The organism is Bacillus sp. FJAT-27001, from assembly GCF_019039175.1.
GTDB lineage: Bacteria > Bacillota > Bacilli > Bacillales > Bacillaceae > Bacillus > Bacillus velezensis.
Genome location: NZ_JAHOAA010000002.1, coordinates 693,785 through 706,004, shown reverse-complemented (window position 1 = coordinate 706,004; position 12,220 = coordinate 693,785). Strand labels below are relative to the sequence as shown.

The window sequence follows — 12,220 nt, the reverse complement described above, 5'->3', positions numbered from 1 at the left end:
TTTATTCATTGACAGGCCCGCTGAAAACGACCATTAACACGATCAATCCCGAGATGACCATGCAGGCATAAGCGAGTGAAGAAACCGCTGCTTTTATCAGTTTGTTTTTCACTTTGTACCTGCTGACATAAATAGAGGCCACCGCAACAAACATTAATCCCATCGCACCAAGCGCAAACCACATTTTCATCAATGCCACACTCACGTTCGTGCCCCCCGTCCCATCATTGTAAGCGTTATATTTCATTTTAATATACAAATGTTGAAAAGATCAACAGGTTTTCCATCTATTGAAAAAACAAAAAAACTGAAGCAAAGAGGGGGACTTTGCTTCAGTCAAGTTGACTATATTCACCTGTACGTCTGAGATACACTCTCTTGGACTTCGATGCTATAGTATGCGCAGATGCATACGTCTGCATCCTCTTCTGCCTAAATCAGCAAATGTTTTAAGCGATTTCAGCCGGAGAGTTCTGCGTTTTGGACTTTCGTCACTTCAGAATATGCTGACGGCATGTTATTGTCACTTCACCCGGTTTTCGAATGTGTTGACCAAGTCTTCCATCTCATGGGTTTTCACTCTGGCCATTAAGGATTCTACAGCCGTTTCTACCTTCTGCCCGTTAAATAACACTTGGTGAAGCGCCTCTGTGATCGGCATTTTCACTTGGTATTTTTGAGACAGCTGATACGCAGCTTTCGTCGTCCGCACGCCTTCAACAACCATCCCCATCTTATCCAGGACAGCTTCCAGCTTATATCCTTTGCCGAGCAGGTTGCCGGCGCGCCAGTTTCGGGAATGAACGCTTGTACACGTCACGATTAAATCGCCTACGCCTGTCAGGCCGGAAAAGGTGAGCGGATTTCCGCCCATCTTTGTGCCGAGTCTGGCGATTTCAGCAAGACCGCGGGTGATTAAGGCCGCTTTTGCATTATCTCCGTATCCCAATCCGTCTGTAATCCCCGCTGCAAGAGCGATGATATTCTTTAACGCTCCCCCTATTTCCACACCAATCATATCCGGATTGGTATAGACGCGGAAATGCTGGTTCATAAATAAATCCTGAACCGCTTCTGCAGCCTTGATATTTTTTGAAGATGATGTAACAGTCGTCGGGTGTCTTAATCCGACTTCCTCAGCGTGGCTCGGCCCTGAAAGCACGACGATGTCTTTTCTGTACTCCTCAGGCAGCTCCTCTTCCATTAATTCTGAAATGCGGAGAAGCGAATCCGGCTCAATTCCCTTGCTGACATGAACAAAAATCGATTGTTTCGGGATGTACGGCAGAGCCTTTTTCAGCACTTCCCGAATGGCTTTTGTCGGAACTGCCACTATGATGAAGTCAGCTCCTTTTAAAGCCTCGCTTAAATCAGCTGTACCGATGATAGAACTTGATAGCTCCACCCCCGGCAGGTAATCTTTGTTTTCATGCAGTTCGTTGATTTGATCGATCAATTCGGCACGGTGTCCCCACATCATGACTTGATGTCCGTTATCAGCCAGCACTAAAGAAAGTGCAGTGCCCCAGCTTCCCGCTCCAAGCATTGCCACTTTTTTCATCTCTGTATCACACCTTTTTATTTTCTTGCTCTTGCAAATATTTTAATTGGCGTACCTTCAAATCCGAAAGCGTCCCGGATTCGGTTTTCTAAAAAGCGTTCATAAGAAAAATGCATCAGTTCCGGATCGTTGACAAAAACAACGAAGCTCGGCGGCTTAACAGCGACTTGAGTCGCATAGTAAATTTTCAGACGGGAGCCGTTGTGCGTCGGAGTCGGATTCATGGCGACCGCATCCATAATGACATCATTTAAGACATTTGTCTGCACGCGGAGAGAGTGGTTTTCACTCGCTTTAATAATCGCAGGCATGAGTGTATGAATCCGCTTTGTCGTCAGTGCCGACATAAACAGCACCGGCGCGTAATCGAGAAATTGGAAATGTTCCCGAATATTCTGTTCAAATTCTTTCATCGTGCGCTCGTCTTTATCAACGGCATCCCATTTGTTTACGATAATGACGACGGCTTTCCCGGCTTCATGGGCGTATCCGGCGATCCGCTTGTCCTGCTCAAGGATGCCTTCTTCTGCATTCAGCACAACGCCGACGACGTCTGAGCGGTCAATGGCTTTTAACGCCCGAAGCACACTGTATTTTTCTGTTGTTTCATATACTTTACCCTTTTTTCTCATTCCCGCCGTGTCAACGATTACAAATTCCTGCTGATTGTAGGTGAACGCCGTATCCACAGCGTCTCTAGTCGTTCCGGCTACGTTGCTCACGATAACCCGCTCTTCGCCGAGCATCGCATTGACAAGGGATGATTTACCGACATTCGGGCGGCCGATCAGGCAGAATTGAACGACATCATCACTGTACTTCGTCTCCGGAATGTTTTTAAAATGCTCGGCACAAGCATCGAGCAAATCTCCCAATCCTAAACCGTGTGTGCCCGAAATCGGATACGGTTCTCCAAAGCCAAGCGCATAAAAGTCATAGATGTTCGCTCTCATTTCGGTATTATCTAATTTATTAACGGCTAATACGACCGGTTTTTTCGTCCGGTACAGTATTTTTGCCACTTCTTCATCCGCAGACGTCACACCTTCGCGGCCGTTCACCATAAAGATGATCACATCAGCCTCGTCCATGGCGATTTCAGCCTGCTGGCGGATCTGTGTCAGAAACGGTTCGTCTCCGATATCAATTCCGCCCGTATCAATCAGGTTAAAATCATAATTCAGCCATTCCGCCGAACTGTATATCCGGTCCCGCGTCACTCCGGGGGTATCTTCTACTATTGAAATTCTTTCACCCGCAATCCGGTTAAAGATTGTGGATTTTCCCACATTCGGTCTTCCGACAATGGCTACGACAGGTTTACCCATAGTACCCTTCCTTTCAATCCAGCCGCTTACATTTTCACAAAAAATTGTTCAACCGGTTATTAAAAATCATCTTCGCTATGAAAAGAACCCTTCAAACAGAAGGGCTTAACTCATTTATTATATCAGTTTTCACTGAGATCACAATGTATTCTTCAAAATGTTTCGCATTCATGTAACAGTCTCCGTCTGTTTTCAAGACATTTTTGTCGCTCCTTTGCCCTGCTTTTTGCTTTTTTGGCTGATGCGCGCCGCAAGCTGTTCATATGTAGTCAGCCCGACGAGAAGAACCACTCCCGCCGAACAGCCTGAAAGCCACTTATAATCCCCGACGGCTGCCGCACCCGCAATATTGCGGATGACCGCAGCATACAATAGCTCCCCCTGGCACATGCCGAGAACAAAAAGACAAAGCCTCTCAGGGAACCGCCCCTCAACGGAAAGCGTAATAACGGTAAGCAGTATAACCGCCGCCCATTCAGGTTTTATGATAAACCAAACAGGATCATATAATGCAAAAAGAAAAATAAAGCCGTACGCCGCAGCCGCCGTCAGATGAATCACAATATTACGGAGCCGTTTATGCATGCCGAGGCTTCCCGCATAAACAAATGCCGCAGCAAAAAACATGACATATGCCGCGTTCAGCGTAAAATAAGCCGTAATCTGATGTATGCTTGCCATCATATTAGTCAAAATAAAGACTGATACGTAAAAGCGGCTTTTTGTTTTGGCAAAAATAAAAGTCGCAAGTATCCATAAAAACCACATTGACCAGTAATAATAAAACGGTTCCATAATCGCTCCTCCTCTGACCAGTATGGAGCGGGAACGCATTTTTTAAACCAATTATGACTGAAAGGAGCGGATAAGGATGGGAAAAGACAGACAGGAGAAAAAACTGAAAGCCTCCCGACGGGTGGAATCTGATCGCGATGATTCGATTCACCATAAAGGAGCGACAAGCCTTGAGCAAAACGGGGAATTCCGAAAAAGAAAATCGTAAAAAACAGAAAAAGGCATGCGGGTTCGCATGCCTTTTAACGTCTGCTGAAACGGGACGTGTCAATCCCCCGTTCAGAAAGCCAGTGATGTGTCTCACCTTTTATGACCAAAGGCGCCTTTTGCAATTGGGAAACCGATTGGCATCCGAGGGCGGTCATAATCATTTTCAGCTCTTGTAAAAGCGCCGTCATCTCGTCAAACAGGCCCTCTTCTCCTTTAGAGGTGAGAGCTTTCAGGAAAGTGCCCGCCATTCCCGCGCCGGAAGCGCCGAGGGCAATCGATTTGGCGACATCCAGGGCGCTTTGCAGCCCGCCGGATGCGATAATTGATTGATCAGCGGAGAGCGAGTGGATTTCCGCTAAGCTTGCGGCAGTGGAAATTCCCCACGTATTAAAAAAATGAAGCGCCTTCTCTCTGCGCATATTTTCAATCTTAGAGAAATTCGTACCTCCGTATCCGCCGGCATCAACTGCTGCTGCGCCAGCATCAAATAACTGCCGTGCCGATTCCCTGCTCATTCCGAAGCCGACTTCTTTGACAAAAACGGGAACTCCCGCTTCCGCCGCAATCCGCTCAATACGGCCGAGAGCGCCAGTAAAGCTTCTGTCACCCTCTGGCATGACGATCTCCTGAATCACATTTAAATGAATCTGGAGGGCATCTGCTTGAATCATATCAACTGCCCTTTTCGCCTGCTCGGCATCCGCCTCGCTGCCTAAATTGGCAAATATCAGCCCATCCGGATTCTCTTTTCTGACGATCTCGTAAGAACACCGTTCGGAGGGATCTTTTAAAGCTGACATTTGCGAACCGACAGCCAGCGGCATGCCGGCTTTGCGCGCGGCTCTTGCCAGCGATCTGTTAATTTCGTATGTAAGTTGTCCGCCGCCGCCTGTCATCGCATTGATAAAAATCGGCGAACTGCTTGTGAGTCCGCCGATTTTCGTTGATATATCCACTTTTTCCAATGCTAGGTTCGGTAGGCTGACATGAACAAACGTAATATCATCAAGCCCCGTTTCCCGGTTTTGGCCGGTAGACAGCGCATGATTTATATGTTCTCTTTTTCGTTCTGCTCGTGTCACGTTTTATCACCAATTTATTTTAATTTATTAAGCTTGTCTCCGATTAAATCGCCAAGCTGGAAGCCGGTGCTCGGCTCTTCTTTCGCCTGGTATTGGCGGAAGTCCTCCTGATCGGCTTTCGGCGCTTCTTCAAGCTCACGCATGCTTAAGGAAATGCGCTCTTCGCTTTCGTTCACGTCAAGCACTTTCACTTTAACAGTCTGTCCTTCTTCAAGCACTTCATGCGGCGTTCCGATATGTTTATTGGAAATTTGCGAAATGTGCACAAGTCCTTCCACGCCCGGAAGAATTTCAACGAAGGCGCCAAAGCTTACAAGGCGCTGCACTTTTCCTTCAAGCACATCTCCCTGTTTTACCTTTTCGCCGATCTGGCTCCAAGGTCCCGGCAGCGTTTCTTTAATAGATAAAGAAATACGTTCGTTATCGCGGTCTACGGACAGTACTTTCACTTTTACGTCCTGACCTTCTTCCACCACGTCAGACGGTTTTTCGACGTGTGAATGAGACAGCTGCGAAATATGAACAAGCCCGTCAATTCCGCCGATGTCGACAAATGCGCCGAAATCAGTCAGACGCTGCACTTTTCCTTCAAGCACGCTTCCAACCTCAAGCGTTTGGAGAAAATCATGCTTTTTGGCTGTCTGTTCTTTTTCCACTACAGCCCGGTGTGACAGAATCACCCGGTTTTTATCACGGTCGAGTTCAACGACGATAAGAGAGAGGGTTTTCCCTTTATAGTCAGTGAAATCCTCGACGAAATGAGCTTCGACAAGTGATGCGGGAATGAAGCCGCGAACGCCGATATCAACGACGAGACCGCCTTTCACCACATCTTTCACTTCAGCTTCAAACACTTCTTTTGTGTCGAATTTTTTTTCAAGGTCTTCCCAAGCGCGGTCAGCATCAACGGCACGTTTAGATAAAATCAAAGCATCGTCTTCCACTTTTGTTACTTTCAGGTCAAGCTCGTCGTCAACTTTTACGACATCCGATGCTTTCTCTACATGAAGACTTGATAATTCACTGATTGGAATGATTCCGGACTGTTTGACATTGACAATTTCGACATCTACATGCTTGTCCTCTACCTTTGTCACAATCCCTTTTACTACATCTCCAACCTCTGGCACTTGAACATCAATTTGATTCATTTCCTCTGTCATTTGAATAACCTCCTTGGTCCAAACCTACACAGCTTAATTAATACGGTTTGAAAGCTGAACATGTGAATGTCCGCTTTTCAGCCGAATATGTATTAAAGAATCATCCAAAAAAGATTTTGAATGATCAATAAAAAGTTTTATTAGTATTAACTTCTAATAAATGGACTGGTTTGTCAAGCAATAACATCTTGTCTTTCGAAAAAAATTATAAAGCACTCCGCCCGAAGTTAACGTGATTTCTGTTCGACGATCTCCAGAATTTTTCCTGCGACTTCGGCAATGCTGAGTGACGTCGTATCGATTTCAATCGCGTCTTCCGCTTTGCGCAGCGGGGAAACTTCCCTCTCTGAATCGAGCTTGTCGCGTCTGGCAATTTCTTCAATGAGCGTCTCGTAATTCACGTCATAGCCTTTTTTCTTATTCTCTTCATATCGGCGCTTCGCTCTTTCCTCTACGGACGCGAGCAGAAAAATTTTCACTTCGGCATCAGGCAGCACGTGAGTACCGATATCACGGCCGTCCATGACGACACCGCCTTTTTGTCCGAGCTGCTGCTGTCTTTTGACCATTTCTTCTCTGACGCCTTTATGCTTGGCGGCGATTGATACTTGGTTGCTGACTTCGTCTTTACGGATTTCTTCTGTCACATCTTCTCCGTTTACCAGAACGATTTGTCCTTCCGGAACGGATACAAGCTCAATTTCCGTACGCTTCAGCAGCTCTGTAAGCGCCGCTTCATCAGTTAAATCGGCATTCTGCTTGAGCGCCGTATATGTAATGGCACGATACATCGCTCCTGTATCAATGTACACATATGATTTTTTCTCAGCCACTATTTTAGCAACGGTGCTTTTTCCGGCAGCGGCCGGCCCGTCGATCGCAATTGATAATTTCTTGTCCATAATCTCTCTCCTTGCTCTTTACTCCTCTATGGATTGTATCATGAACTGCCGGAAAAGGGGCGAAAAAATTGAGCTGATTTACCGCTTTACCGTTTCAATCCATTCTTTTTTCTCCATTTTATCAACTCCCTCATATTTCACAGCTTTCGAAATATAAGGTTCAATAGGCTGATAATGAAGCAAAAATTGCACCGCGCCCAAAATGATAAGCTGAATGCAGACCAATTTGACCAGCAGACGTTCAAACGTTTTCATACACGCGCACCTCCATTAGGATTAGTATGGAAAAGTGCGCTGCTGTTTATTCCGACAGACTGTTTCTTCTCTGCTGCAGCTGCGCGCGCATACAATATTGGAGTAAAAGCTGCTGCGATGCGGGATCGATTTCTGCAAATTCAAGCGTCATTTTTTGTTTATCCGCCTTTTCATCATAAAAAATCCGCTGGGTAACAGCCTCGGCCGTAATATCGGCTGTATTTTCCTTGCCGGGAAGAGAAAATGAGACATACAGCTTTTCACCTGGTTCCGCGGAAATATGCTCAGGCATCACAACAGCGATTCCGCCGGCGCTGATATTAGAGGAAACCGTTTGGAAAGCGGTTTTTTTCGCTTCCATTTTGACGGATACATCCAATACTGCGTCTGCACGGACGTATCGGCGTCTTTGAATCCGCTTCATTTCCTCCTGAGGGGGGATGTCCAATCCGATCATCGGGATGGGGTCTTTTTTCTTTCCTTTGATTATGCTTTTAAATTGATACGGCACGTGGCCATTCCCCATAAATTCCGCTGTTATTTCCAATCCTTTATGCAAAAAGACCGTCCGTCCCGAATCCAGATCGACGGGATATGAGATGTGCAGTTCGCCGTTTTCAACGCTTACTGCTTTGCTCCTCGCTTTTTTGGGCTCATTGTTCTCTATGTATTCAATCCAAATATAATCTCCGACAGCTATCATGGGCCTTCACTCTTTCATTATTTATGCTTTTATTAAAGCATGTAACGAAAAAAAGGAAAAGACTTTTAGTCCTTTCCTCCTTTATTTTTATAGGTCTTTATATATAGGTTCTGCACTTTTTAACTTTTCTATTTTTTCCTCTTTTCCGTCGTCCGCATTAATGAACATTTGATATGTGTCTTTCCCGATCGTCCCGAGCATTTCGTAGCAAAGCACTTCCTGACCGAGCTCATTCGTGATCAGCGCCTGCCGGGTCTCCCGCACTTCAACATTTTTATTCAGCTTCGCTTTCGCTTCATCAGCTGACAAAGCGGGAGCCGGAATCGTTCTCGTGCGGTGCGCCGCCAGGTAATCACGCGCGGAAAAACCGACGACTTCACCATCATCCAGCGCCACTTTCATTCGGATGGCTTCCGGATAAATGCGGACATTTTTCTCCACGGGGATAAAAGAAAAGACGCCGATGTTATTATATTGCGCGCTTTCATCAATTTCGAGGCCTTTTGTTTCATATCCATTTTTCTTTAAAAACGCGACGGCCCGGTTAGATGCTTCATTGAGGCTGATCTTTTGTTTCTTCACGGCCCGTTTTTGAATCAAATAGACCGGATGTCCGCCTTTTTGGGTAATATCCATATAGATAAAAGACTTGTTGTCGGCGTCTTTCATGCGGATGCTGTATACGTCCCGATTCGTCTTCCTGCCGCTTTTGACCACTTTAATTGAATAATTATGATCAGGCGCAAACCGTTGCGCGATTTTGACCGCTTCTTTTTCCGTAATTTGTTTTCCTTTCAGATGCGTAAAACCTTTTCGTTCTGTATTTGCTCCCGTAAATGTGGGGCTGATGCTGTCTTCAGAAAAAGCGCCTACATTTTTTTCGACTGTTTTAAAGCTGTCGACGATCGTATTATCGCTTTGTTTTTTGTCAGAGGCGAGCGCCATCTCAACATCCATCCACCGTAAATTTTTGCTCATGACGAGATGCTGAACGCTGCGGAGCTGGTTTTGAATGTTCTCCGCCTGTTTGTACAGGCTGTTCAGTGTTGTATACTCTTTCTTATCAAGCGGTTTTTGGTCTAAATCCCGGACGGATGTTTTATAGCTGAAATCTCCTATGTTGGATAAAAACTCCTCCGTCTTATTAAAAGGCATGAGAGTCAGGGGCAGCTGGCTCACATTGTTATGAGCTTCAGATGTTATTCTCCATACATCAATGAGCGCCGGAGACAGAGATTTTTTACTGTTCATCGCAAGCGTCGTCCCGATTTTGTCGTGAAGCTGATCTACATGGTACGTCAATTCATGAAAAGCCCTCTGATAATTATTTTCCGCATGCAGAAGGACCGCATCTTTTTCCTGATGCTCTTTATATCCCCAGTATCCGGTTGCGGCGATCGCGACACCGAGAACAGCGATAATGATTCCTCTAATCATGTTAACACCTCATTTTGCGTACTTTTACTCACAGAAAATGTGCTTTCCGATTCTTTTAATCTGCGGACGTCCCCAAATCCATTTGCTTGTCGCCGTATCAGGATTGAAATAATAAATCGCGTTTTCAGAAGGATCCCAGCCGTTGATCGCATCAAGAACCGCTTCTTTTGCTCTTTCATTCGGCTGCATATATATTTGGCCGTCGGCAACGGCGGTAAACGCGAGCGGTTCGAAAATGACGCCGGCCACCGTATTCGGAAATAACGGGCTTTTAATACGGTTTAAAATAACCGCGGCGATGGCAACCTGCCCTTCAAACGGCTCACCGCGTGCTTCCCCGTACACAGCCTGTGCCAGAAGATTGATGTCGTTGTTTGAGAAACCGCCAGGCATATTGGCCGCTGTCGTATTTTGCTTTTGATTTGACTGACCGCCTGTATTGTTTTGCGGCTTTTGAGCAGGCTTATTCGTTCCCGCCGGCTTCTGCGTTCCGGCTCTCGGTTTTGTTTGGTTTTCCAATGGGACGTTGCCATAATGAGTGAACGTATTCCCTTTTTGGATCTGCTCCATTACATATTCACGGTAATATTTTGATTTAGAAATCAGCACCTGTTTGGTTTTCGCGCCGACGAGGCCGTCAACCGGCTTCATGCCGAATTTCTCCTGAAAATTTCTCACGGCCCAGTATGTGGTCCAGCCGTAAACACCATCGATTTTCCCGTTATAAAATCCGTTATATTGAAGACGGGCCTGCAATTCTATAACATCATCACCCGTCGCGCCTCTTTGAATCACTTGATTTGAAAACGCATGAACCGTTTCATGATGATCGAAGAAAGCAGCGGCGAAAGAAAATAGAATGAGACATGCCATAAAGGCTCCTTTGCACTTCATCTCTTCAAGCCTCCTACTGCAAAATTTAAAGTGTACCCGTATTGTCTGTCACGAGGTTATTTTTATGCACGTTTCCTTCTTATCCCCTGTCAAGGCATAAAAAAGAAACCGCACGCGACGCACGGTTTCTTCACACTTGGATCATATTGACGGAGCGTGCTTTTTTTGCCTTTCGCAGCCCGAACCACCATAAAAACAGCATAAACGGCAGCATATAATATACCCAATGATTGAGGGCGGTAAGAATAAAATCGTAAGAACCGTGCAGACATGAAGGCACGGCCAGCGAAATCACAAGCCATTTGACACGGGCTTTTTTCTGCGAAAAGCGGGCTTTTCCGAGATAAAATCCCATAATCACTCCGATCAGCGCATGGCAGGAGACCGGCAGAAGCGCCCTGATGAAAGCATGTTCAACGCCGTGGCCGAATAAATACAGAATATTTTCAAGCGTGGCAAATCCTAAAGACACACTGGCCCCGTAAACGATTCCGTCATAATGCTCATCAAAATGAGCATGCGGATACACACTGATCATCAGAACGAACCATTTCACCGATTCTTCCAGAAATCCCGAAGACAAAAACGAAACGAAAAAGCTTCCTCCCCCCACATGCTCTTTTTCAAGAACATATTGGATAAACATGGTCGGAAACACAAGGACAACCCCGAGAAAAAAGACCTCAGCACCATATGTACGGGTTCATTGTCATACTGATCTTTTAAATAAAAATAGCTTAACAGCGCAATGCCGGGAGCAATTCCTGCAGAGATGATTGCAAACATCAGGCAACCTCTTTCCTTTATATTCCTATATCTATCGTACCATGTTGTTCACATTTTTACATCTTTCAATTTTTTTAAAAAAGAGCATATGAATGATCATATGCTCTCTGCACCCAGCCGTTTTGATATTTCATTTGCGATCAAGCCGCCGTGAAAACGGCCATTCTCGATAAAAATTTCGTTGGCGTTATTTCCAGCCGCAATGACTCCGGCGATAAAAACACCGTCAACATTTGTTTCCATCGTTTCTTCCCGGAAAAACGGCCGGCCTGATTCCGCATCAATCCGCACACCGATTTTTTCGAGGAAACCGTGATCGGGATGGTATCCCGTCATGGCAAATACGAAATCGTTTTTCAGCCGGACCGTCTCATTTCGGCCGGAGCGGAAAATGATTTCATCTTCCGTCACTTCTTCAAGACAAGCGCCGAATTCCATCCGGATTGTGCCGTTTCTGACGAGGGCCTCAAACTCAGGCAGAATCCACGGCTTGATGCTCGGGGAGTACTCATGTCCTCTGTAGAGCACCGTGACTCGCGCACCGGACTTCACCAGTTCCAAAGCCGCGTCCACACTTGAGTTTTTCCCGCCGATCACAGCAACATCTTTATCAAAATAAGGATGGCCTTCTTTAAAGTAATGAAATACCTTAGGAAGCCCTTCACCCGGTATGTTCATATAATTCGGATGATCATAATATCCTGTCGCAATGATACAAAACGGAGTGAGGTAGCGGTCTTTTGATGTTTCTACAAGAAAACGGCCGTCTTCCTGTTTCGTTACGCGCTCCACCGTTTCAAAGGCGTTTACGCGCAGCTCTTTTCTTCTGACAACCTCTCTGTAGTAAGAGAGAGCCTGTATTCGGACCGGTTTTCTGTTTTCCGTAATAAAGGCGACATCGCCGATCTCCAATTTTTCACTTGAACTGAAAAAAGTTTGGTGGGTCGGATAGTTATAAATGCTGTTTACGACATTCCCTTTTTCGATCACAAGCGCGTTCACGCCAATTTGCTTCAGATGTATAGCCGCCGATAATCCGCAAGGACCTCCGCCTATTATAATTGCTTTTTCTTCTGTCATGTCCTTCAACTCCTGCGATTGGCA

The 12,220-nt window shown here is 45.8% G+C and carries 13 protein-coding genes and 1 pseudogene; 1 reads left to right on the top strand and 13 read right to left on the bottom strand.

The window, feature by feature from the left end:
* Position 1: 1 nt before the first annotated feature.
* From BGM27_RS08160 to BGM27_RS08145, 4 genes are all read right to left on the bottom strand, one after another.
* Positions 2–205 (bottom strand): DUF2768 domain-containing protein, encoded by a 204-nt coding sequence (locus BGM27_RS08160; RefSeq protein WP_003153435.1) that lies wholly within the window; start codon positions 203–205, stop codon positions 2–4.
* 318 nt (positions 206–523) lie between these two features.
* Positions 524–1,561 (bottom strand): NAD(P)H-dependent glycerol-3-phosphate dehydrogenase, encoded by a 1,038-nt coding sequence (locus BGM27_RS08155; protein WP_003153434.1) that lies wholly within the window; start codon positions 1,559–1,561, stop codon positions 524–526.
* A gap of 17 nt (positions 1,562–1,578) precedes the next feature.
* Positions 1,579–2,889: a ribosome biogenesis GTPase Der gene (der, locus tag BGM27_RS08150; protein ID WP_003153433.1), complete on the bottom strand. Its 1,311-nt coding sequence runs from the start codon at positions 2,887–2,889 to the stop codon at positions 1,579–1,581.
* A 192-nt stretch (positions 2,890–3,081) separates the two neighbouring features.
* Positions 3,082–3,684 carry a YphA family membrane protein gene (locus tag BGM27_RS08145; RefSeq protein ID WP_007409452.1) on the bottom strand — a complete coding sequence of 201 codons (603 nt, stop codon included), beginning with the start codon at positions 3,682–3,684 and terminating at the stop codon, positions 3,082–3,084.
* 76 nt (positions 3,685–3,760) lie between these two features.
* Here BGM27_RS08145 and BGM27_RS08140 point away from each other — a divergent pair, with 76 nt between their 5' ends.
* Positions 3,761–3,892: a YpzI family protein gene (locus tag BGM27_RS08140; RefSeq protein ID WP_003153429.1), complete on the top strand. Its 132-nt coding sequence runs from the start codon at positions 3,761–3,763 to the stop codon at positions 3,890–3,892.
* 34 nt (positions 3,893–3,926) lie between these two features.
* On the opposite strand, the gene fni is transcribed toward BGM27_RS08140, so the two are convergent.
* The 9 genes and pseudogenes from fni to BGM27_RS08095 form a co-directional block, all read right to left on the bottom strand.
* The gene (gene fni / locus BGM27_RS08135) at positions 3,927–4,976 is read right to left on the bottom strand and encodes a type 2 isopentenyl-diphosphate Delta-isomerase (RefSeq protein ID WP_007409451.1); all 1,050 of its coding nucleotides are present in this window, start codon (positions 4,974–4,976) and stop codon (positions 3,927–3,929) included.
* 14 nt (positions 4,977–4,990) lie between these two features.
* Complete coding sequence (rpsA, locus tag BGM27_RS08130; RefSeq protein WP_003153426.1) at positions 4,991–6,139, bottom strand: 30S ribosomal protein S1; 1,149 nt, start codon at positions 6,137–6,139, stop codon at positions 4,991–4,993.
* 227 nt (positions 6,140–6,366) lie between these two features.
* Positions 6,367–7,041 carry a (d)CMP kinase gene (cmk, locus tag BGM27_RS08125; protein ID WP_007409450.1) on the bottom strand — a complete coding sequence of 225 codons (675 nt, stop codon included), beginning with the start codon at positions 7,039–7,041 and terminating at the stop codon, positions 6,367–6,369.
* Positions 7,042–7,119: 78 nt separating this feature from the next.
* Positions 7,120–7,296 (bottom strand): YpfB family protein, encoded by a 177-nt coding sequence (locus BGM27_RS08120; protein ID WP_003153420.1) that lies wholly within the window; start codon positions 7,294–7,296, stop codon positions 7,120–7,122.
* Between the two features lie 46 nt (positions 7,297–7,342).
* Positions 7,343–7,999, bottom strand: a complete 657-nt coding sequence (locus tag BGM27_RS08115) for a flagellar brake protein (protein ID WP_007409449.1) — start codon at positions 7,997–7,999, stop codon at positions 7,343–7,345.
* 87 nt (positions 8,000–8,086) lie between these two features.
* Positions 8,087–9,436, bottom strand: a complete 1,350-nt coding sequence (gene ypeB, locus BGM27_RS08110) for a germination protein YpeB (protein WP_007409448.1) — start codon at positions 9,434–9,436, stop codon at positions 8,087–8,089.
* Positions 9,437–9,460: 24 nt separating this feature from the next.
* Positions 9,461–10,330, bottom strand: a complete 870-nt coding sequence (sleB, locus tag BGM27_RS08105; RefSeq protein ID WP_007409447.1) for a spore cortex-lytic enzyme — start codon at positions 10,328–10,330, stop codon at positions 9,461–9,463.
* A 130-nt stretch (positions 10,331–10,460) separates the two neighbouring features.
* Positions 10,461–11,116 (bottom strand): annotated as a pseudogene (gene prsW / locus BGM27_RS08100) (glutamic-type intramembrane protease PrsW).
* A 96-nt stretch (positions 11,117–11,212) separates the two neighbouring features.
* Complete coding sequence (locus BGM27_RS08095; protein WP_012117874.1) at positions 11,213–12,196, bottom strand: YpdA family putative bacillithiol disulfide reductase; 984 nt, start codon at positions 12,194–12,196, stop codon at positions 11,213–11,215.
* Between the last annotated feature and the right edge of the window lie 24 nt (positions 12,197–12,220).